Here is a 22,692-nt window from a genome sequence, read left to right as displayed (position 1 = left end):
AAGTTCGGTTGGTATAGATACGCACATCACGCTTGCCAACTTACAACGCATGGCAAGCAGGCTCTATAATCCTGACAGCGTACAAGTGTGGGTGGATATGCAAAGGAGCCTTGATTGACACATAAACAAACCGCCCCAAATGGAGCGGTCTTTGATAAGCAATACTGATAAGTAAAACTTATTTTTTGCCACGATTGGCGAATGCACCAAAACGCTTGTTGAAGCTTGCCACACGACCTTCGTTAGAGGCTTGACGTTGCTCGCCTGTGTAGAACGGGTGAGAAGCACTTGAAATATCAAGTGGGAAGTATGGGTACTGGGCACCTTCATATTCACGAGTGGTTTTGGTTGCCACAGTAGAGCGAGTTAGGAAATAAACGTCCGCATTGGTGTCGTGGAACAATACTTCTCGGTATTCTGGGTGAATGTCTTTACGCATGATAAAAAATCCAATGAACCTAAGCACTAATAAAAAGGCATTTTCAAGCAACGCTTGCCGATTGTAGCCATATCATCATCAACCAACTTTGACATGATACACCACACCGTCATTTATTAGCCAACATAGGTGGGAAATGGGTTGGGAAATAAAATTGCTATTTTATAAGAAAAACCCTCAAATTTCAAGTCATTTTTAAAGCCAAGACGACATTTAGAAATAATAAAGGCATACCATAGGCACGCCTTTATTCATCTTAATAAGTAGTCAGCATTTGCTTATAAGCAGTATAACTGGTAATCATCATCACAGGCATCAGCACCAACAGACCAAGACCAAAAGGAATTATCGCCACCAAGCCAGCAATGATGAGCAAAATACCCAGCACCAAAAACGGCAAGATGTTTTTAAGGCACGCTTTAAAACTCAAACTCATCGCTGAAACAGCAGACATGTCATGAAACAAAATCAAAATCGGAGCAAGATACATGCACATGACGAGCGGAATATAAAAGAGTAGCCCCACTAACATAATCAAAACAAGCACCAAGTTTGCCCCTTCGCCCAGCACGCTACCCATACCAACACCAAGCATCGTGGCAATTAAGGTAAAGATGACAGCAAACACAATCAGTGCCACAAAATTTACCACAATGAGCAAAACCTGCTGTAAGGCATTATGGCGAAACCCCATGAAAAAATCACCAAAGCTGGTTGGCTCATCCATGTCAATTTGATACGCCACATACGCCACGCCTGCCAGCACAAAAGTCCCCACAAAACCCACAATCAAGCCAACAATCGGAATGAGGGATAAGACAATCAGTGCCAAAAAATAAAAAATGGTAAAACCCACCCAAAGCAGTGGGCGAGCCATAAAAATCGCCCAAGCCTCTTTAAGCCAGTCCAAACCACTGCCCGCAGGCAATCTGTTTGGCTCATCAAGCAGTTCGCCCTGCATGTCGCTCGCTTCATACAGTACCGACTCTGGGGTTTGGTAAGGGTTATAATCGTGGGGTGGTTTCTCTAAATTCATAAATCGCCCTAATTTGCAATGATACACTAATAATAAAAACGTTTTTTATTTTAAACATTTGTATTGCAAATTGCAAGGATTTGTTAAGATAATGTTATTTAAGCAAAAATTTGCTATACTTTGATTTTATAAATTAGATTTATTTAAACCCAACAAGGAAAATCCATGCAACTATCCAACCTAGAACATCTACCCAACCACACCATCACCGAACGCCTAGACGTGGTCTATGGCAGTACTGTCCGCACCAAGCACGTTGGTAAGGATTTTTGGCGGGGCTAAAAAACATCGTGGGCGGGGAGCTTGTCGCCTATACCGAGCTGTTAGAAGAAGCCCGCCAAGAAGCGTTGGAGCGTATGATAGACAAAGCCCATGCAATGGGAGCGGATGCTGTGGTGGGCGTGCGCTTTTCTACGTCCAATGTAGCGGTGGGTGCGTCTGAGATTTTTGTTTATGGCACGGCGGTAAAAGCGGTGCGAAATGCCCCGTTTGAAAACACACAACAGCCCCCTGCGTTTAATCCGACTTCGTTTGAGTAATTGATATGAATATTATCAAGCTGATTTTTGATAATCTGCAAATCGTCATCGCCATTATTTTGTTTTTTGTGGGGTGGTATTTTGGTACGATGAATGAGCGTAAGCACTTGGCAAGCCTTGATGATGACGAGCATTTGCTTGGGCATATTATCATCTCAAACGAACGCTTTTTTGTGCCAATGGTGCAGACGGACAGTACGCTTGTGATGGGCAGTGTGTCTATCGCCCAAGATAGATTTAAGCTTATGTTTGCTGATTTTTTGAGCTTGTTTGGCAAAAATTTGACCGTGTATGAGAGTCTTTTGGAGCGTGGCAGGCGTGAAGCGATTGTGCGTATGAAACAGCAGGCGCATGAATACGGCTATAATCAAATCTATGGCGTACGCATTGAGACATCAGCGATAGACGGTGGTGGTGTGGAAGTGCTTGCCTATGGCACGGCGGTGATGAGTGTGGGCAATCCGAATGTACCGCCAAGATTGCCAAGGAGTGTTTGATATTTAGTCAAACACCTGCCCAAACCATGCCAATAACTCTTGATAGGATTGATTGTCTCGGTTGATAAGATTATCAATCTTTTGGGCAAATAGGCTTTGCGTTCCTAAATGCGGATGTTTTTGCCATAAAAGCCAAGTACCAATTGTAACTTTTAATTGTTGTGATGATTTAAATTTTTGTTTTGGGATATTCTTGATAATATTCTCAATATAATCATAAAATTCTTGTTCATCTTGATGAATGTTTTCTTTTATCCAATGTTCAATCGCCCCACTGTCTTTATTATTGGGCATAATCCAAACGCCAATATCAGGTCTTTGAATAGTCTCTGATTGATGAATGGCGATATTGGCATTGGGTTTTAATAAATAATCATAATCGGATAATTTTTTGGTAATTCTTGCATGAGTTTTTAAAAATCCTTGACCGTCTTTTTCAAAATCAGCGTCTATAATAATGCCCAATTTCTCCACACGCTTATTTTGAATTTGTAATAATAAATCATCTAGGGCTTCATCAATCACACCGCCTTTATTGTCATGAAAAGATAAATCAATAGCCGTAGGGCTAAGAATGTCAATATTTTGGATACTATCAACGGTTATTTGATGATATTGACAAAATAACTCAAAGAAAGCAACGTCTGTTTTTCCTTCTACCAACAAAAATCTACTCATCGGACATCAACCCCTAGGTTTAGCAAACGTTGCAACTGACTTTCATCAACGGTATTGGCGGTAATCTGACTTGTGCCGTCTTTATATTGCTCTTTGGTCATTTGAATTAAAATGCCTTCAATGTCCGTTCTTTCTTGGGAAATTTTGGAAAATGCTCGGATACAGTCATTGCTATGGGTTGTGGCAAATACTTGCACATTAAAACGCTCGGCAAGCTCAAATAACAAGCCCCACACTTTTTCTTGGACTTTATAATGCAAGCCATTATCAAATTCATCAATCAATAATAAACCGTCTTTGGCTTGGTGTAGATTTAAAATAAGCTGTAAAATACGTTTCATGCCGTCGCCCATACTGTTTAATGGTATAGGTTCATCAAAGTTTCTTAATTTAACAATTGGAAATCTATCAACTTTATCAAGCAAAGAATGTTTATTAATTGAAATAAATCTTAAACCTTCAATATCTGGCTCAATAATTTTTAATGCCTCAATAATAAATATTTCATAATTTGTTAAAGCTATTCCATCCCAAATTCTTGCCAAGTCATCTAGCTCCAAGAATGAAGTTGGTATATATCTAAATTCCTTATACCCATATATCATGTTTTCTAATTCATCACGATAAAAGTCAATAGCATCAACATTTAAAACAATTCTATTTATTGTTTGATTGTTGTATTCAACTTTAATCAACTCTTCAACACCATTTCTTTGTCTAGTTTTGTTTAGCAATACCTTTGGTAAAATTTGACGAGTTCGCTTAATTTGATATTCACCATCATTGAAGGTGGTTTCTTCTGTTTTCACCAATTCCACAATATGCTCAAGACTCAAAAAGTTATTTCCAACCTCTCCAATAATAATTTTTTCCCCGTACTCTATTGGGTAATTTCTACCATAAAAAAAGCTAGCATATGGCAAGGTGTAGCTCATGATGTTGTTATCGTTATACAATCTTGGTTCATTATGTTCCGTTGCAATCTCATCCAAGATATGCTCATCTGCACGACTAGCATAAATCCTTAACGCCTCCAATACCGAACTTTTTCCTGAATTGTTTTCACCAACAATTAAATTGACTCGTCCCAATTTTTTAATTTTAACGTCTTTTAAGGCACGAAAATTCTGTATTTGCAATGATGATAGCATGGCTCACCCCTTGATGATTTCAATCTATTTATTATACTATTGTGTGTGGTTTTTTGCTATAATAAACAAATTTTTACATCAAAAAGGCACTCTCATGACCCTACCCACCACCTACACCCCGTCCGACATTGAACAAAAATGGTACACCACTTGGGAAGACAAGGGCTATTTTCGCCCCACCCTTGATAAGCCAAAATCCTTCTCTATCGCAATTCCTCCGCCAAACGTAACAGGCTCGCTCCATATGGGACATGGCTTTAACAACACCATTATGGACGCTCTGACTCGCTTTCATCGCATGAAAGGCTACAACACGCTATGGCAACCAGGTACCGACCACGCTGGTATCGCCACGCAAATGGTGGTAGAGCGTCAGCTAGGCTTAGACGGCATTAGCCGTCATGACTTGGGGCGTGAGAAGTTTATTGAAAAAGTGTGGGAATGGAAAGGGCAGTCAGGTGGCAACATCACTCGTCAAATCCGCCGTCTAGGCTCGTCCGTGGACTGGTCTCGTGAACGCTTTACCATGGACGATGATTTGTCCAAAGTGGTCAAAGAAGTCTTTGTCCGCCTGTATGATGAAGGGTTGATTTATCGTAAAAAACGCCTTGTCAATTGGGACTGTAAATTAAAAACCGCCATTAGTGATTTGGAAGTGGAAAATCGTGATGAAAAAGGCTTTATGTATCACGTTCGCTATCCTTTTGCCGCTGGGCAAACGGACGCCAATGGAGCAAGCCTTGACGGCAAGTATATGCACATTGCCACTACTCGCCCAGAGACCATTTTGGCAGACGGCTGTTTGGCGGTACATCCTGATGACACACGCTACACGCACCTTTTGGGTAAAATGGTGCATGTGCCATTGACCGACCGTGTCATTCCTGTGCTGGCTGACCCTTATCCTGACCCTGAATTTGGTACAGGGTGCGTAAAAATTACCCCTGCCCACGATTTTAATGACTACGAAGTCGGCGAACGCCACGATATTGAGATTATCAATTTAATGAATTTGGACGGCACAATGAATGAAAATGCTCCGTCTAATTATCAAGGGCTTGACCGTTTTGAAGCTCGCACCAAAATTATTGACGATTTACAAACACACGGCTTTTTAGAAAAAGTAGAACCCCATGAATTAAAACGCCCCTATGGCGACCGCTCTGGTACAGTTATTGAACCATTACTTACCGACCAATGGTATGTCAAAATTGATGAGCTTGCTAAACCTGCGATAGATGCGGTGCAAAATGGCGATATTAAATTTGTCCCAGAACAATATACCAATATGTACATGGCGTGGATGCGTGATATTCAAGACTGGTGTATCAGCCGTCAGCTGTGGTGGGGACACCGCATTCCTGCGTGGTATGATAACAATGGCGGTGTCTATGTGGGGCGTGATGAAGATGAAGTGCGTGCCAAATATAACTTGGGCGACACCCCCCTTCGTCAAGATGAAGACGTGCTAGATACTTGGTTTAGCTCCGCTTTGTGGACGTTTAGCACGCTTGACTGGACAGGGACGGACGCCGACTTTGACAATGCCATTTTACAAAACTTTCACCCCACAAGCGTCCTAGTTACAGGCTTTGACATCATTTTCTTTTGGGTTGCCCGCATGATTATGATGACACTTCATTTTGTCAAGGATAAGGACGGCAAGCCACAAGTACCGTTTCATACCGTCTATGTACACGGCTTGGTGCGTGATAGCGAAGGGCAAAAGATGAGTAAATCCAAGGGCAACGTGCTTGACCCCTTGGATTTGATTGATAGTATTGACCTTGAAAGTCTGGTCGCCAAACGCACGACAGGGCTGATGAACCCCAAAGATGCCGTTAAAATTGAAAAAGCCACTCGTAAAGAGTTCCCAGAAGGCATTCTTGCCTATGGTACTGATGCGGTGCGTTTTACCTTTGCAAGCCTAGCGAGTACAGGGCGAGACATCAATTTTGACCTAAAACGTGTGGAAGGCTATCGCAACTTCTGCAACAAAATTTGGAACGCCACTCGCTTTGTCTTGATGAACGTAGAAGGCAAGCCAATCAGCGACACGCCCCGCCCCGAGCTTTGGGAATTATCCGAAAAATGGATAATAAGCCGACTACAAAAATGCGAGCAAGCGGTAAACTTGGCGTTTGAGACCTATCGTTTTGACCTGGCAAGCCAATCTATTTATGACTTTATTTGGAATGAATATTGCGACTGGTATGTGGAGCTTGTCAAGCCTGTCCTAAACGATGAGAGCGTATCTGATGAGCGTAAAGCTGAGATTCGCCGTGTGCTGTTGTCGGTGCTGGAAGTTGCCTTGCGTCTCACGCACCCCATTATGCCGTTTATCACCGAAGAGATTTGGCAAACGCTTGCTCCCATGCTTGGGCAGACAGGCGAGAGTATCATGCTTGCTCCATTCCCTGTGGCGGACGATGAACGCATTGACGAGCAAGCCGAAAATGATATGGCATGGCTACAAAGCCTTATCGGTGCGGTGCGAAACATTCGTGGCGAGATGAAACTGGGCAATGCCGTACGTCTGCCTGTGCTACTACAAGGCGTAACGGACGAAGAGAGAGCAAGCCTTGCACGCATTGAAAGTCAGTTTAAAGCCCTTGCTAAGGTTGAGCGTTTGGAATTTTTAGGTAATGATGAAAAAGCCCCATTATCATCATCAAGTGTGATTGGGCAAGCAACGGTGTATGTACCGATGAAAGGCTTGATTGACCCAACGGCAGAATTAAACCGCCTGCAAAAAGAATTGGACAAACTAACCAAACAATATGACCAAATTGCAAATAAACTGGCTAATGAAAGTTTTGTTGCCAAAGCACCGCCTGCGGTTGTGGAAGGTGAAAAAGCAAAATTGGCGGAGTTGGAAGGGCAGATTGGAAAGGTGAAGGAGAGTGTGGAGCAAATCAACAATATGTGATTTGTAATTGATTAAAAACTAAGCATAATCAAGGGAATGATTGTGCTTGGTTATTTGAAATTTTGGAGAAAACAAATGCTACCAAGAGACACACACTGTAATTATCCTTATTGCGGCAATGAAATCTTTAAAAATCAAAAATATTGCATTTTACATTGTCATCAAGATATCGCAACGCAGGAAGATGAGTGGTATTTTGAAAAATTATTTTTAAAATATCTAAAAGATAAGATTTGTGACTATTTGCCAAGGTCTATTGGTACTAATTTAGATGATTACATAAGTGTCAGCGATTTTTTTAGGAACAACGATGTGATTGATTTTTTGAAAGAAAATTATATAACCATATCAGACATATATTTTCCAAAATTTTTCCATTTAAGTTCATTAAATTATCTACCTCTTTGTAGAAAAATAGAATTTTCAGGTTGCCATTTTAACCAAAAAGAAATATTTATTAATGGTTCTAATGTAAAATTCTATTGCTGTACTTTCAATTGTAACATTGAAAAACATTTCCATAATAATTTTTTTAAAAATTACGATAATGAAATTGATATCTTTAGCGAATGCCTATTTAAAGATAGGATTTTATTTAATGGTATCAATTTTTCAGAAATTAATATTAATTCTTTATTTTGCAACTGTGTTTTTGATAAAAACATAATTATAGAAAATTCTACCATTACTTTTGATATTTTTAGATTTTATCATCATATTGGCACTCCAACTTCTGAAAAAAATGATGTTGATAAATTTAGAAAAATAAAATATTTAAATATTAGAAATTGCAAATTTGAGAAAAAATTTATTTTAAATAATTTTGAAATTAATGAATTATATATTTTAGATAGTATATTTCAAGACAAACTAGAAATTAAAAATAGTCAATGTAAAAAGTTTGAATTTAAAAATTCAAATGTAGAGAAGGTTTCTGATTTTTTTGAAAGCCATTTTGATAGATTTGAAATGCGTAAAAGTATTTTTAGGGATTTTGCGGGGTTTGAAAATACAATTTTTGGCACAAAGGAGTTTGGCAAAGCAACTTTTACCTATGTTACTTTTATGAGTTTTGCCAATTTTAGGGGAGCCACATTTAATTTTGGACTGGATTTATCTAATACAAATTTAAAAGAAAGCCCTAATTTTTTGGGAATAAACATATTATCAGACAACACCAATCGTGAAACTTTTAGAATTATCAAAAATTCTTTTGATAAAAATGGCAATCATATTGAGGCAAATAATTACTTTATTCAAGAGATGAAGTCTTACAAATACGAACTTAAGGGTACAAAAGGTAACTTTTCAAAGAAATTTATTGTATACTTAAATGGTTTTATTTCCTCTTTTGGTCAATCATATTTAAGACCATTTTTTATTCTTATTATATCCATTATGGTGTATAATGGTTTAATTTATGGACAACAATTTTATTTTGTGGGTGAGGACTGCATATTTTATAATTTTGTTAATAACTTAAATAATTCATCAAGAAATTTTTTGCCTTTTTCAAATTTTCTAAAAGATAGGCAAGGCATTGAATTTATTAGCCTGTTATTTTATATTTGGTTTTCTATTTTAATTTGGCAAATTGTAGTAGCTGTCAAACGACATACAATTAGATAGCTATTTTAAGAACAATGCCTTAACCACCCCAAACACCACACTATGCCCCTGTACAATAACGTCAATATCAGGGGCATAGCCACCGCCCATCGTTACCACCGTTGGTAGTCGCCTATTAAACAGTGTTTCAATCACATACCGCTCTCTCTCGTACAGCCCATTCATTGTCAGATTTATCCGCCCAAGCCTATCGTCAGCCAGCACATCCACCCCTGCTTGATAAAAGACAAAATCAGGGTTAAAATCATCTAGCACTTTGGGCAAATGGTATTTTAACAGCGATAAATAGTCATCATCGCCCGTCCCGTCAGGCAGGTTAATGTCCAAATTGGATCTGGGTTTGTGATAGGGATAATTTTTCTCGCCGTGCATACTCATCACAAAAACATTGGCATTGTTCGCCATAAGGGACGCATTGCCATTGCCTTGATGAACATCTAGGTCAAGGATTAAAATGCGTTTGGCAAGCCCTTCTTTTAACAGCACATTGCTCGCCACACAAATGTCATTTAAAATACAAAAGCCTTCACCACTGTCCGCAAAGGCGTGGTGCGTCCCACCCGAAGTGGACAGGCTAATGCCGTCATTTAAGGCAAATTTGGCACATTCAATCGTTGCCCCAACCACCAGCCGTTCACGGTCTATCAGCTCTTTGCTCATCGGCAAGCCAATTTTTCGGCAGTCTTTGGGCGATAAAGTCAGATTATCAAGGGCGTGCCAATAGTCGGCGGTGTGCGTGGTCAAAATCTCGTTCACGCTTGCCATTTTTGGGGTAAAAAAACTGCTCGGGCGTGGCAATGCCGTCCGCAATCAGTTTTTTGGGCAAAAGTTCATATTTTGCCATGGGGAAACGGTGTCCATCTGGCAAGGGCAGGCAAAATTCTGGGCAATGGGCGATTTTAAAGGACATAAAGATTATTGGGCGGTGTGGGTGGGCAGAAAAAACGTCCGCTTTTCATCGTCCACAACCGCCTTTATCTCATCGCCCACGTCCACATAATCCCCTACAAACTGGCTTGGCTCATCGTCCGCCAGCACGAGCGTCATGATACCCCGAGCCACTTCGGTAAGTCCTGCCAGAGCTTGTAGATAACAGCCGAGCGATTTGTCGGTTAATGGGTTAAATTCCACATCAAAGGCAATCTTGGCACGCACTTCGCCGTCTGTGGGGTCAAACTCAATCCCACCAAAACTTACGTTCATGTTCATCTTGGCAATCTCCATGAGCATGGCGGTATAATGACTCACAGGCACGCTGTCGTCTAATATGCCAAATGCCGAGACAAGCTGATTGTCCTCGTTGATACGAAACACGCACGTCCAGTCGTTCTCACGGTCGGTAAAGCCCATGATAAGATGGTGTGTGTGTCCGCCGTCATCAGGTGAGCGGTGGTCGTATTTCCAGTCTTGTTTGTCAAGCCATGCCATGATGTCACGGGTTATGGGGTGCGATGTGGGCTTGGCGGTGGGAGCGGTTAGGATTTGTTTGGATTTGGCGGTTTTTGGGGTGTCTTTTGCCTTGTCCACTACTTTATCCGCTGTCGTGTCGGAATTGGGTTTTTTAAATAGACTTTTGATTTTTTTAAACATAAGATTGCCTTGGTTGTATTTTAAGAAGTTGTATGCCTAACGAGCTTGATATTTACCGCGGATTTGTAGGGGTGTGCTGAGCACAGCCTTTGATGACATTACCGTACAAGGCATGCTCAGCACGCCCCTACATCCACACATCATTGCGTCTGTAATAATTTTAAAATTTCTTGGGCGTATTTCAAGAATTAGCATAACAAAAAATAAGGGAATTAAAAAGCATTATTTGGGGTTTTTGGGGATTTTTCAATTTGACAAATTTTAACAAGGCATATTTTAAATCATCATTTACTTACTGTTAAATACTGTGGTGCAGGCAACCAAAATGACTTATCATAACGGTAATGGTCGGCACAATCCACGATGATGATACTGTCCTGCTTTTCATGCCAAATAAAGTGTAGCGCCATATCAGACGTGTGATAACGCTCCGTTAGGCTTAGGCGGTAGGACGGTATGCCAATGTGATAATGCCACAAATGATTGGTGTAGGTATAGGTATAATTGGGGTCGGTTGGCGATAGACTTTTCCAAGACGGGCTAATTTTACCTTTATAATGACAAAAAACGGCATGGTTAAATCCATGTTGCTCAACCAAATAAATAAAATCCACAATCGCATTTTGTAAATTGGGCGGAAAATTAGGATATTCTTTTACAAATTCATCGCCAAGTAAAATATCGGTCATAAAAAAGCCCTGTTTGTCATCAGGGCGTATTACATCAGGATTGTTTAGGCATGGTTAATTTGTTTGGCACGGTTTAATAAAAACGCATGAATTTGTGATTTTTCCAGCCCTTTTGGCAAAGCAACCCTATCAGCATGAATGGCTTCATCCATACGCTGTCGGTCTAAGGCAATGGGCGAGTAATCGTCCGTCATATGTTTATCATAATAATATGCCACGATAGACGTGCGTACATATTGATGATGTACGGCATGGGTATTGTCAATGATGGGGGTAAATAACATGAAAAACTCATAAATACTATGCAGTAATGCATATTTTAAACATTTTTAACTGATAACACAGGTTATCATTTTTAATCCCACAAAACAATCATCATTTTTACAATCATCATTTTTGCCGTCATCATTCAAATTTCCCCCAAAATTTGCTATGATAACACTTTATAATCAAGAACAGCCCCATGACCCATTCAACAATCCTACAACTACACCAAGTCGCCATTGGACGGGGCGATTTTATCTTGTGCGATGATGTCAATCTTACCCTACACGCAGGCGATGTGTGTCATCTGGTCGGCGAAAACGGACTGGGCAAGACCACCCTACTTAACCAAATCGCAGGACTACTCCCCACCACGCACGGTACAATCACCAAATCCCCACTGGTGTACGTCTCCCATCAGCTGGGTATTAGTCCTGCCTTGACGGTCGTCCAAAATTTACGGTTTTTGTTTTCGCTGTATGATGTACAAGCGGATAATGACACCATTGATACCGCCCTAGACATGGTTGGACTGTATGGCTTGGGCGATACGTCCAGCGTTCAGCTATCAGCAGGACAAAAAAGACGAATCGGACTGGCACGGCTGTTTATCATGACCCCCACCCATGCCCCCTTATGGCTACTTGATGAGCCTTTGACTGCCTTAGATGTGGCAATGGTCGCCAAATTAGAAAAACGCATGGGCGAGTTTGCAAACATGGGCGGAGCGGTGCTTGCCACAAGCCACCAAGCCATGCAAGGGGCAAACCGTGTGCTAGACTTAGCGGAGTTTGCCCTATGAAAGCCCTACTACAACGAGAATGGCAAATCAAACGTCAAGGGGTGGTGCAATGGCTCTACCCCTTGGTGCTGTTTTTACTTATCATCACGCTGTTTCCCTTGGCTATCGGGGCAGAGCCTGCCACGCTGTTACGCTTAGCAAGTTCGGCGGTGTGGATAGCAGTGCTGTTGTCGCTCGTCATGGGCATAGAAGAGCTGTTTCGCCCCGATTTTGACAATGGCACGCTTGCCGAGCTTGTCGTCTCAAACGCCCCACTTGCCACATGGGTAGCCGTGCGGTTGGCGGTGCATTGGCTGTTTAGTGCAGGCTTTGTGGCGGTGTTGTCATTTCTAGCGATACCCCTGTTTGGCTTGCCCATGGGCGACACACTCATGCTTGCCGTCTCTATCGTGGTCGGCTCACCCATGCTTCTCATGCTGTCCGCCATCGCAAGCTCGCTCACATTGACCCTAAAAAACGGGGCGGCACTTGTGCCACTCATCGCCCTACCCATGCAACTGCCTGTGCTGATTTTTGCCACAGGGGCGGTCGATTTGCACGCCACAGGGCTAAATGGCTTGCCCATTCTTGCCATGCTCGGGGCGGGCAGTATTTTAGCGGTGATGATAACGCCTTTTGTGATTGCAGGGATATTAAAAATGGCGTGGGCGGATTGATTCACGCCAACTGCCCACGCTCTACGCCACTCATGACAAAGTCAAAGCCTTATCAATCACTTGCATGATTTGGGCAGTCTTAGATAACGCCACAATTATCCGCCCATAATGGCGAATTTCGTGGCGAGTTAATGCCCTATCCTTCCTGTCTTTAAGCCATTTTTGTGCAGGCTGATAACCACCAATAAAAAACTCCCACGCCAATTTTGGCACTTTATCAAAATATTGGCTGTCATTAATATAAACTTTGCCCGTTGTTTCATTATCGGGAGAAAATTTAATTTTACCCACCACATTATCGCCCACCACAGGATATTCGGTAATTGGCGTATCCAATACTTTGGCGGTCATTAAATGCAAGGTTCTAAGTTCACTGCCCAATGTCGCCAATTTAAAAAACTCATCGCTATTTTTGGGATAAGGAATGCGTGGAAAATCAATTTTCAAAAACTCTTTATAAGTTTCACGATACTTTGGTGAATGCAATACCGCATAAATATAATCCAATACTTGTAAGGCGGTAAACTCATTATCATCGCCATTTTCCAACACAAATTGCAATTTTAAAGACTTTTCCAATTTCTTTAAAATATCGGTATTAAAATTGGCGGATTTTTCTAATTGACTTTCGTTATTTTCGTTAAGGGTTGGGGAATATAGGTAAAGAGGAGCAACATAATCTCCACCTTGCATTCCTGCTCTTGACCAACTTCTAAAATCAATAATATTTTTTGTTACCATCGCAGATACAGAATTTTCTTCTGCATTACCCAGTTTAAAAACCAATCCAATATTATTACCAATTAAAAAATGTTGCATAACTTCATTTCTTGGATAACTATAAAATCCTTTTGAATTTCCTGTATAAAAAGTCCAACGCAAATCAAATGGACGATAATTGATTTGTGCAAACTTACCGATATTTGGGTAATTATTCATTAAGTCCTTACGAGCAAAATTGACTTGCCAATCCCTAACATCTTTACCCAATTTAAATTTGGTACGAGCTTCTTCATCATCTAATTTCAAAAACTCATCTATTGTATTTTGAGCTTCTTCTTTTGTGTGATGAATAGTAAAATCATCCCTTGCTGTAATAATCCCCACACTATTTAATAAAAATAATTCATTAACTGCAAAACCTTTTTCATAATCTTTTTGTAAGCCAAAATCTTTTTTAACCATAAAATAATTAGGAGCGTGATTTTCCAATAAATTAAAATCAATATCCGACAAATGGTTTTGAGTTAAAAAATCATATTTGACTTCTCGTTTTCCATATAAATCATAATGATACACTTGGGCAAGTTCGCCTTTTCTCTTTTCGCCCGTTTTGATAAAAATATTGATAGAAACGCCCTGCATAATATCAAACACATTTTCATCTATACCACCATCTGGTGCAGTTTCTTTCTTTTTGGCATTGCCGTGCAAATCAATGGTATAGATTTTATCAAAGGCTTGTAGCAGACTATAACGCATTCCCCTAAAAGTTGGATTATCCAAAAATCCGTGTGGATTAATAAATGCCAATACGCCACTGTTATTTTTTTCAATAAAATATTGCCCATAACGGATAAATTTGACATAATCATCATTTATCCATTTTGGGTTTTTTTCTTTGAGTTTCTCTTTGCTATTTGGTTCTTTTTTATAATCGTTCATTAAATTCATAATCCATTCGCCTTTATTGGCACTTTCGCCACTATAAGGCGGATTGCCCATCACCACCATCACAGGTGTATCTCGTTTGATAAAGTTGGCTTCGGTCGCTTCATTGGATAGCCAACTGGTAAATAGCGTACCTGTATCAGCATGGGACTCTTCTAGGCTATTGGTAAGATAGATTTTAAATCGTTGGTTCTTTTTATGTGGTGCATAGCCCGTTTCGGTTAATAACAAATCCAATTGCAAATGTGCCATCGCATAACTTGCCATTAAAATTTCAAAACCATTTAAACGGGGAATCAAATCATTTTCCACATAAGACGGCCATACGCCCTGCTGTCCGGCAAATTGCGTATTGTGAATATGCCGAACCACCGCCGACAAAAATGTACCTGTGCCTGTTGCTGGGTCTAAGATTTGGACTTTGTGAATATCCTTTTTCTCACGATAAATACCATCTTTGTAACGAGCGTCTTTGGTTTGGCTTTTAACTTCAATGGTGGTTTTACTGTCGTCCGCCAAACCGTCCATTAAACCAAATTCATTTTTTAAAACATCATCAACCGCTCGCACAATAAAATCCACCACAGGAGCAGGGGTGTACCATACGCCCCGAGCTTTACGCAGTCCTGAATCATATTCACTTAAAAAAGTTTCATAAAAATGAATGATTGGTTCGTTGGTTTTGGTACTTTTGCCATAATCTTTTAAAATCTCTTTGACATTGCAATGCAAAAACACTTCTGCCAAACCATCCACAATCCATTTAATACGGTCATCAATATTCACCCCAGAAATATAACTAAACAAATTACGCAAAAATGGATTGGATTTTGGGATAAGTTCCATCGCTTCTTGACGAGAAAAAGTATTTAAACTATTATCATGCAAACGAGACGCAAATAACCCATAAGTAATGGTTTGGGCATAAACATCGGCAAAGCCTTTATTGCTAATGTCGTGAATGAGAATTTGTTTAAAGCCTTGCATTTGGTCGTGCAAACTGCTGTTATCGTGATTTTCGTCATCACTATTTAAGGCTTCCTCAATCACATTTGCCAAAAGACGGGCTTTGCTCGCCATCATTTCAGCAAGTTTTTTGGGACTTTTAATGGTTTGGGCGGTCGTTTTAACAAAATCTTTAATCAGATTTTCAAACAAACTGAAATTATTTTCTAGGGCAATGATTTTGTTGTTTTCAACTTTACCAATCTCAATGGATTGTTTTAATTCACCATTATGATAAAAATGAAAAGTTAAATAATCGGTAAAAATTAAATTGGGCAATGACGATTTATAACGGTCAAATTGGGCTTTATTGCCTGTTTTCTTTTCACCCAATAAATCTTTATCGCCAATATCTTTGGCTTCAATAAATCCTACCGCAATGCCGTTTTTCTCAATAATATAATCGGGTGCTCCACAGGCTTGGCGTTTTGGTTCGTTCATGACCACATAATCAGCCGGCAATATGCCTGCCAATAGGTTTTGCAAGTCGCCACGAAAAGTATGTTCGGTAGATAACCCTGTGACAAATTTGGCATTAAGAGCGTGAATATAAGCTAAAAACATAGAAATTCCCTGAAGAATGTTAAGCTTGTGATTTATATCTCATCAAATAATGGACGACTAATGGTCGGTCAGTGGGGCAATTAACGTCTCCATGCTCCACCGTGGCACGCACGCCACCGACAAATCGTCTGTTTGTCCCATGCTAAGACGGCAATACCCTGCATAGGCTATCATCGCCCCATTATCGGTGCATAGGTGCAAGGGAGCATAATGCACGCTCGCCCCCATTTTGGCAAGGGCGGTCTCCAAATGCGTGCGTAGGCTCGCATTGGCGGACACACCCCCTGCGATGACAAGCTGTGTTAGCCCTGTTTTTTTTAGGGCTTTGGTACATTTTTTGACGAGTGTATCCACCACCGCATACTGAAAACTTGCCGAAATGTCAGCCCGCACCACAGGGTTGGTATCGCTCCCTTTGGTGTCCTTGATAAGATTATGCACGGCTGTTTTCATGCCACTAAAACTAAAATCTAGCCCCTTACCCATCATCGGACGTGGCAAGTCATAGGCATGGGGGTTGCCCCCTTTGGCAAGTCGCTCCACGTTCGGCCCCCCAGGGTAAGGAAGCCCTAGCATTTTGGCGGTTTTATCAAAACACTCGCCCACCGCATCATCAATGCTCTCACCCAATATCTCATACCGCCCCACGCCGTCCGCACGCACCAACATGGTATGACCGCCCGAGACGAGCAGACAGACAAACGGGAAATTGACCCCCTTATCATTTTCTATCATCGGAGCCAGCAGGTGTCCTTCCATGTGATGAACGCCAATGGCAGGCACGCCAAGCCCATAGGCAAGCGTCCGCCCAAATAAAGCTCCTGTCATGAGCGCCCCAATCAGCCCCGGCCCTTTGGTGTAGGCGACCGCATCAATGTCGGATTTGGCGATATTTGCTTTATCCAATAGCTCGTTAAACAGTGGCACCAGTTTACGAATGTGGTCTCTACTGGCAAGCTCAGGCACAACCCCACCATAAGTGGCGTGTAGCTCAATCTGGCTATATAACACTTGGGCAAGCACCCCACCTTGACCGCCGTTTAATTCACTATCATAAATAGCAAGCCCTGTCTCATCACAGGACGTTTCTAAACCTAATACTTTCATGATTTCTTTTCCAAAAATTTGGGGTATTATAGCATTTTTTAGATGATTGACATTTAGATAAAGATTTTTGATTTTTAATATGGTAAATTTTATTTTATAAATCACTGATAACATTAAGATTATTTAAAAAAATATAATCCGCCCCTACCAATTGCCAAACCTTTATTATAAACTACACCCAGCAAATTTGATATTTACCACGGCTTTGTAGGAACTGGCTCCGCATGTCCTTTGATAACAAACCAATTTTTATAAGCGTACTCAGCACGCCCCTACACCCACACATCATAAATTTGTGGTAATTTGAAAGTTCTTTGATTATAAATATCCTTTTATCATTTAAAAAGACAAACCATGCCAAACACCCCCAAATCCCCCCTTATCATCGGCTTAACAGGCGGTATCGGAAGCGGAAAAACTGCCGTGAGCGACCATTTCGCCACGCTCGGCATAGACGTGATAGACGCTGATGTCATCAGCCACGCCATCACCGCCAAGGGTTCGCCTGTGTTAGACGAGATTGCTCACACTTTTGGGGCGGATATTCTGATAGACGGCGTGCTTGACCGCACTTACCTGCGCAAGCTTGTCTTTGCCGATACTGCCAAACTTGCCACGCTAAACGCCATTACCCACCCTGCCATACGCACCCAAATCAAGCACGAGCTTGACCACGCCACTAGTCCCTACGCCATATTGTCCGCCCCGCTTTTGTTAGAGAGTATCAAGGGCGATGATAAAGGCTTGACCGCCCTTTGTGATAGGATTTTGGTCGTGGATGTGCCGACAGAGTTGCAAGTTCAGCGAGCTGTCAAGCGAGACAGACAGGGCGATAAGGACATTTTGGCAATCATTGACAAACAAATCCGCCGAGATATACGCCTATCCTATGCCGATGATGTGATAGATAATTCAGGCGATTTGGATAATTTATACCGCCAAATCAATGCGTTACATCAAAAATATCTGGCTATGGCAAACGATTTGGCAAAAGATAAATGATTTAAAAAAGTACCTTGTAAGCAAATGCTTACACGCATTGATGACATTGGCGTATTTTCTTAGGGGCTAGATTTTGGCATAATACACCCATCAGCAAGGAGATGGCAAATGGATAAGCCAACATGGATGACTGCTGATATCATGGAAGCCCTTATGGATAACGCAAGTAGCAAAACCCCTATAAAACCACAAACTCCCCCAAGTTTGTGGTTTTGTTTTTATGGTTTCATTCCATTATTAACTTTTAAAATTATCAGCACACCAAAAATAAAAAAGACAAACATTGAAGTTTGTCTTTTTTATGGGTCAGTTATTACGCAGGGATACGCAACACTTGTCCCACATAGATTTTGTTAGGGTCAGATAACAGTGGCTGATTCGCCTCAAAGATTTTATTGTACTCATTGGCATTGCCGTACATTTCTTTGGCGATTTTAGATAGGGTATCGCCTGATTTGACGGTATAAAAACGAGATTCAGGCTCAGGGGTCGCCACGGTTAATTGGTCGTCCACTTGGGCGACGTGCTGAACGTTGCCTGCGGCAAGTACCGCTTTTTCACGGTCGGCTTGTGAAGCGGCGGTACCTGACAGCACCACCGTGTCAGTGTCGCCATTGTAGCTGACTTTTAAGCCGTCAATCTTGGCATTGGCTTGCACACGAGATAATAGCAAGTTGGCAATCTCTTGGGCATTTGGCTCAGCAGGGGCTGATGGTGTCGCCGCAGGGGCTGGGGCTGACTCTTCTTTTTTGTTACGGTTAAATACTTTATCGCCGATGTCTTTGGCAAAACTAAAAATACCCATGATGGCTCCTTATTTGGATTTAATAGAAAGTGTGTTGACGTTTAGATGATTTGTCTAGCAACCATCCTTAAACTCCTTACTATCTTAGTATAAAATGATAAAAATTTGCACTGTATTTATACGTAAAATTGTTATACTTATGTAGGGCGTGCCTGCCCTTTATAACACATTTTAACATTTAGAAATTTCATAGAAATAAAATAGTGTTTTTGCATGAAAAATGGCTAAATCTTGTGGCTCGAAGGCAAAAGCTCGTTTGATAGAACGACCATCAAACTTCACTTTTTCCTTGAAAAACGGGCGATTTTTCTCATTTTTCATTGCAAATACAAAAGGCAGGCACGCCCTAATAAAAAAACCACTTTTTAAAACTAAAAAGTGGCGTGTGTTTGACTTCTACCTAATTTACACTTTGGCAGACACGTAGTCAATGGCTTTTTGAACAGTGGTTAGCTCAGCTGAATCTTCGTCAGGAATGGTAATACCAAACTCATTTTCAAACGCCATCACAAGCTCCACCAGGTCAAGAGAGTCTGCACCTAGGTCGTCCATGAAAGACGCTGCATTGTTAATCTCGTCAGCATTTAGGCTAAGTTGCTCGGCAACGGCTGCTTTTACTTTGGCTTCGATATCGCTCATAAGAGTATCCTTTTTAACATGGGAATTTAAGAAAATCAGCACCAATGATTTGATGACTGAAAACTTGTGTATGATAAAACATTTTTGTCATTTATGCAAGTGCTATTAGTACGCTCGTTCACAAATTTACATAAAATTGTGACGTACACGTGACAAATCACATGTACATGCCACCATTGACCGCCAGCACTTCGCCTGTGATGTAGCTTGCCCCATCACTTGCCAAAAACGACACCGCTGCGGCAATCTCCTCAGGCTGAGCCATACGCCCAAGCGGTACAGCATCTAGCATAGAGTTTACCAAACGCTCGTCTAGCTCTTCTGTCATGTCTGTCTCTACAAAGCCAGGGGCAACACAGTTTACCGTAACCCCACGAGAGCCAATCTCACGAGCCAACGCACGGGTAAAGCCTTCCACGCCTGCCTTGGATGCGGCATAGTTGGTCTGACCTGCGTTACCCATCTGCCCGACCACGGATGTGACGTTGATGATACGCCCAGAGCGGGCTTTCATCATGCCACGCACCGCACGGCGACTCATGCGATAGATGGCGGTTAAGTTGGTATCAAGCACGCTCGCCCAGTCTTCATCTTTCATACGCATGAGCAGACCGTCTTTGGTAATGCCTGCGTTATTGACCAGTACATTGACCGAGCCGTACACGCTATCAATCTCTTCAAAAAGCTTATCAATCGCTGCATCATCACAGACATCAAGCACACGCCCGATACCCCCCGACTCGGACAGATACTCTTCTATCGCTTCTGCCCCACGCTCGCTGGTGGCGGTACCAATGACGAAATGCCCTTCACTGGCAAACTGCTCGGCAATGGCACGCCCGATACCACGGCTCGCCCCTGTGACTAGGATAATCTTACGACTCATGTAATTGCTCCAATTTTTCTAAACGTGCTAATTTGTCCGTTGGCAAAGCGACAATCGGTGTCTCTTGACGTTTGGCAAGATTAGATAGGACATTGCCCGGTCCACACTCAATCACAACATCGATTTGCTTGTCGGCAAGTTTTTGCATGGTTTGTGACCACAGCACTGGCATGGAGAGCTGTTCGGTGAGAGCGGTCTTGATGTCGCTGACATGCTTATGCACTTGGGCATGACGGTTTTGGATGATAGGGATTTGGGCGGTGGCAAATTCGGTCGCATCCAAAAGTTTTGCCAATGCGTCGCTGGCAGGGTTCATGAGCTCACAGTGCGACGGCACAGAGACTTTGAGTGGCACCGCCTTTTTGCCCAGTGACTCTACCGCTGACAGCACATGGCTCACACCCACTTGTGTGCCTGCAATCACCACTTGTCCGGGGCTATTAAAGTTGGCAGGACCCACAATGCCTGCGTTTTCGGTAGCATCTTCACACAGACTGGCAACCTGCTCATCATCTAACCCCAGCACCGCCGCCATCTGCGTGTCTATCCCTGCCACCGCCCCTGTCATGAGCTTACCACGTTCATGCACGAGCTTGACCGCATCTGTCAGGCTAAGCACGCCACTTGCCACCAGTGCCGAGTACTCACCGAGCGAATGCCCTGCCAAGCACAGCGGTGTTATCCCCTGTGCCGAGAGTTTGTCTTTGACAATCTGCCAAATCGCCACGCTCGCTGTGAGCAGAGCAGGCTGAGTAAATTCGGTCTTATTAAGACGGCTCTCATCATGGGTTATCTCCCACAAATCCACGCCCAACGCACCACTTGCTTCGTCAAACGTAGTCTTTACCACACTAAAATGCTCGGCAAGCTCATCCATCATGCCAATGGTCTGCGACCCTTGACCAGGGAAAATCGCTGCCACACGTTTTGTTGTCATGTTACACCATTTTTTGTCAAACATTCATCACGCTGATGAACGCATCATTTTACCATAAATAATAAACATTTGTTTACAAATTATCGAATAAATTTGCAAACAAATTTTTTACAATTTAACGCCTGACGGCTATTTTCAAGGCAAACTGTACCATAAAAGCAGGCAAATCCCACTGACAGCCATCAATATTTAGAATAAAAAAGCCAAGCTCATGCGGTCATGGAACTTGGCTTAGGCTTGGTTTTTACAAGGTAGAAACCAAACAAATTAGCTTTCGGCGGCTACTTTAAATAGCTGACGACCACGGTAAAAACCGTCTTTGGTCGCATGATGGCGAATGTGTTTTTCGCCAGTGGTAGAATCAATGCTTAGAGTAGCAACGCTGATACGGTCGTGAGAACGACGCATATCACGGCGTGAACGGCTTTTGCGGTTTTGTTGAACTGCCATGATAGCTCCTAAATAAAGTACGGCAAATGACTGCCAAATTTAATGAAAGTGGGTATCTGTGGCGGTAGCATCATTTTTCGCCTAATCAAATGGGTGCAGATACATTAAACGCCCTATTATACCAAAAATTTGACATTTTAAAAGCCCATTTTTGCAAAATTTACAAAATATTGCTTAGCCCGACAGTTTACCCTTTAACTGCCCCAACACAGCAAAGGGGTTTTCGACAGGTTCGTCCGCCACGTCGCCCACACTGTCCGTGTGCATGTCGCAGTCGTCATGGCGTGGCGAGAGCGGAATGGCAAGCAGTAGCTCATCTTCTAGCATGTCCGCCACAGGGAGTATTTTTTTGTCATCGGGACAAATCTCATCTAGCAGGACATAATCTGCTGTCTCATCTAGGGCTTCTAGGTAGCCAATCTTGTTTTCGCTCTCTAAGATTGCCATGCGGTAATTACCCGAGACATCCACAGGCATGGGGTCAAGACAGCGTTGGCACGCCACGGACAGCATCGCTTTGACATCATAGGTTAGCCACAGGATTTTGTCTTGTCGGGCGAGCGTCAAGGCAACGCTTAGCAAATCATCACTAGCGATAACCTGCCCTGCTAGGCGTGGCAAGGCAGTCACAGGAACATCGCCCTGCCATGTAAAGCCGATGTCTGCCCATTTGTCAAAGGCGATGTTTTGGGGCAGTGTGGCTGATTGGTGCGTGGGTGCGGTCATC

At 42.1% G+C, this 22,692-nt stretch carries 21 protein-coding genes and 2 pseudogenes; 7 read left to right on the top strand and 16 right to left on the bottom strand.

Features of this window, described 5'->3' with window-relative positions; genetic code table 11:
- Positions 1-178 precede the first annotated feature (178 nt).
- The gene (locus tag B5J93_RS00495) at positions 179-439 is read right to left on the bottom strand and encodes a type B 50S ribosomal protein L31 (protein WP_029103198.1); all 261 of its coding nucleotides are present in this window, start codon (positions 437-439) and stop codon (positions 179-181) included.
- A 256-nt stretch (positions 440-695) separates the two neighbouring features.
- On the bottom strand, positions 696-1,475 hold the full coding sequence (locus tag B5J93_RS00490; protein ID WP_079323912.1) for a DUF2189 domain-containing protein: 780 nt from the start codon (positions 1,473-1,475) through the stop codon (positions 696-698).
- Positions 1,476-1,640: 165 nt separating this feature from the next.
- Between B5J93_RS00490 and B5J93_RS00485 the strand changes: the two are divergent.
- Both B5J93_RS00485 and B5J93_RS00480 read left to right on the top strand, forming a co-directional pair.
- Positions 1,641-2,014: pseudogene (locus B5J93_RS00485) on the top strand (YbjQ family protein).
- Between the two features lie 5 nt (positions 2,015-2,019).
- Positions 2,020-2,511 carry a YbjQ family protein gene (locus tag B5J93_RS00480; RefSeq protein ID WP_079323911.1) on the top strand — a complete coding sequence of 164 codons (492 nt, stop codon included), beginning with the start codon at positions 2,020-2,022 and terminating at the stop codon, positions 2,509-2,511.
- A 3-nt stretch (positions 2,512-2,514) separates the two neighbouring features.
- Here the strand turns inward: B5J93_RS00480 and B5J93_RS00475 are convergent, their stop codons facing one another.
- On the bottom strand, positions 2,515-3,189 hold the full coding sequence (locus B5J93_RS00475) for a DUF3226 domain-containing protein (RefSeq protein WP_079323910.1): 675 nt from the start codon (positions 3,187-3,189) through the stop codon (positions 2,515-2,517).
- Positions 3,186-4,340, bottom strand: coding sequence for an AAA family ATPase (locus tag B5J93_RS00470; protein ID WP_079323909.1), 1,155 nt, complete (start codon positions 4,338-4,340; stop codon positions 3,186-3,188). The genes B5J93_RS00475 and B5J93_RS00470 overlap by 4 nt, the downstream gene beginning before the upstream one ends.
- A 94-nt stretch (positions 4,341-4,434) precedes the next feature.
- Here B5J93_RS00470 and B5J93_RS00465 point away from each other — a divergent pair, with 94 nt between their 5' ends.
- Both B5J93_RS00465 and B5J93_RS00460 read left to right on the top strand, forming a co-directional pair.
- Positions 4,435-7,269 (top strand): valine--tRNA ligase, encoded by a 2,835-nt coding sequence (locus tag B5J93_RS00465; protein WP_079323916.1) that lies wholly within the window; start codon positions 4,435-4,437, stop codon positions 7,267-7,269.
- A gap of 75 nt (positions 7,270-7,344) precedes the next feature.
- Positions 7,345-8,898, top strand: coding sequence for a hypothetical protein (locus B5J93_RS00460; RefSeq protein ID WP_079323908.1), 1,554 nt, complete (start codon positions 7,345-7,347; stop codon positions 8,896-8,898).
- On the opposite strand, the pseudogene B5J93_RS00455 reads toward B5J93_RS00460, so the two are convergent.
- The 4 genes and pseudogenes from B5J93_RS00455 to B5J93_RS00435 all read right to left on the bottom strand — a co-directional run bounded on the left by B5J93_RS00455 (position 8,899) and on the right by B5J93_RS00435 (position 11,461).
- Positions 8,899-9,808, bottom strand: a pseudogene (locus tag B5J93_RS00455) (histone deacetylase family protein).
- A gap of 5 nt (positions 9,809-9,813) precedes the next feature.
- Positions 9,814-10,488, bottom strand: coding sequence for a type III secretion system chaperone family protein (locus B5J93_RS00450; RefSeq protein ID WP_079323907.1), 675 nt, complete (start codon positions 10,486-10,488; stop codon positions 9,814-9,816).
- A gap of 284 nt (positions 10,489-10,772) precedes the next feature.
- Positions 10,773-11,177: a hypothetical protein gene (locus B5J93_RS00440; RefSeq protein WP_079323905.1), complete on the bottom strand. Its 405-nt coding sequence runs from the start codon at positions 11,175-11,177 to the stop codon at positions 10,773-10,775.
- Between the two features lie 44 nt (positions 11,178-11,221).
- Entirely contained in the window at positions 11,222-11,461 is a 240-nt protein-coding gene (locus B5J93_RS00435; protein ID WP_079323904.1) for a hypothetical protein, read from the bottom strand.
- 179 nt (positions 11,462-11,640) lie between these two features.
- Between B5J93_RS00435 and ccmA the strand changes: the two genes are divergently transcribed.
- Entirely contained in the window at positions 11,641-12,243 is a 603-nt protein-coding gene (ccmA, locus tag B5J93_RS00430; protein ID WP_115237164.1) for a heme ABC exporter ATP-binding protein CcmA, read from the top strand.
- Entirely contained in the window at positions 12,240-12,899 is a 660-nt protein-coding gene (locus B5J93_RS00425) for a heme exporter protein CcmB (RefSeq protein ID WP_079323903.1), read from the top strand. The genes ccmA and B5J93_RS00425 overlap by 4 nt, the downstream gene beginning before the upstream one ends.
- 30 nt (positions 12,900-12,929) lie before the next feature.
- Here the strand turns inward: B5J93_RS00425 and B5J93_RS00420 are convergent, their stop codons facing one another.
- Together B5J93_RS00420 and tsaD are read right to left on the bottom strand one after the other, a co-directional pair.
- On the bottom strand, positions 12,930-16,145 hold the full coding sequence (locus B5J93_RS00420; protein WP_079323902.1) for a type ISP restriction/modification enzyme: 3,216 nt from the start codon (positions 16,143-16,145) through the stop codon (positions 12,930-12,932).
- 51 nt (positions 16,146-16,196) lie between these two features.
- Positions 16,197-17,246: a tRNA (adenosine(37)-N6)-threonylcarbamoyltransferase complex transferase subunit TsaD gene (gene tsaD / locus B5J93_RS00415; protein WP_079323915.1), complete on the bottom strand. Its 1,050-nt coding sequence runs from the start codon at positions 17,244-17,246 to the stop codon at positions 16,197-16,199.
- Positions 17,247-17,600: 354 nt separating this feature from the next.
- On the opposite strand from tsaD, the gene coaE reads away from it, so the two are divergent.
- A complete protein-coding gene (gene coaE / locus B5J93_RS00410) occupies positions 17,601-18,248 on the top strand; it encodes a dephospho-CoA kinase (RefSeq protein ID WP_079323901.1) in 648 nt (215 codons plus the stop codon).
- Between the two features lie 313 nt (positions 18,249-18,561).
- Here coaE and lysM read toward each other — a convergent pair whose 3' ends face one another.
- From lysM to B5J93_RS00380, 6 genes are all read right to left on the bottom strand, one after another.
- Positions 18,562-19,053, bottom strand: a complete 492-nt coding sequence (gene lysM, locus B5J93_RS00405) for a peptidoglycan-binding protein LysM (protein ID WP_078275213.1) — start codon at positions 19,051-19,053, stop codon at positions 18,562-18,564.
- A gap of 405 nt (positions 19,054-19,458) precedes the next feature.
- Positions 19,459-19,692, bottom strand: coding sequence for an acyl carrier protein (acpP, locus tag B5J93_RS00400; RefSeq protein ID WP_029103911.1), 234 nt, complete (start codon positions 19,690-19,692; stop codon positions 19,459-19,461).
- Positions 19,693-19,849: 157 nt separating this feature from the next.
- Positions 19,850-20,578: a 3-oxoacyl-ACP reductase FabG gene (gene fabG / locus B5J93_RS00395; protein ID WP_029103912.1), complete on the bottom strand. Its 729-nt coding sequence runs from the start codon at positions 20,576-20,578 to the stop codon at positions 19,850-19,852.
- Positions 20,568-21,515, bottom strand: a complete 948-nt coding sequence (gene fabD / locus B5J93_RS00390) for an ACP S-malonyltransferase (RefSeq protein ID WP_079323914.1) — start codon at positions 21,513-21,515, stop codon at positions 20,568-20,570. The genes fabG and fabD overlap by 11 nt, the downstream gene beginning before the upstream one ends.
- A gap of 267 nt (positions 21,516-21,782) precedes the next feature.
- Entirely contained in the window at positions 21,783-21,965 is a 183-nt protein-coding gene (rpmF, locus tag B5J93_RS00385) for a 50S ribosomal protein L32 (protein WP_029103914.1), read from the bottom strand.
- A gap of 174 nt (positions 21,966-22,139) precedes the next feature.
- Positions 22,140-22,691, bottom strand: coding sequence for a YceD family protein (locus B5J93_RS00380; protein WP_079323900.1), 552 nt, complete (start codon positions 22,689-22,691; stop codon positions 22,140-22,142).
- Position 22,692: the final 1 nt, after the last annotated feature.

Source organism: Moraxella equi (assembly GCF_002027555.1).
Lineage (GTDB): Bacteria > Pseudomonadota > Gammaproteobacteria > Pseudomonadales > Moraxellaceae > Moraxella > Moraxella equi.
The sequence above is the reverse complement of the archived record's forward strand: the minus strand, read 5'-3'. Positions and strand labels throughout refer to the sequence as shown.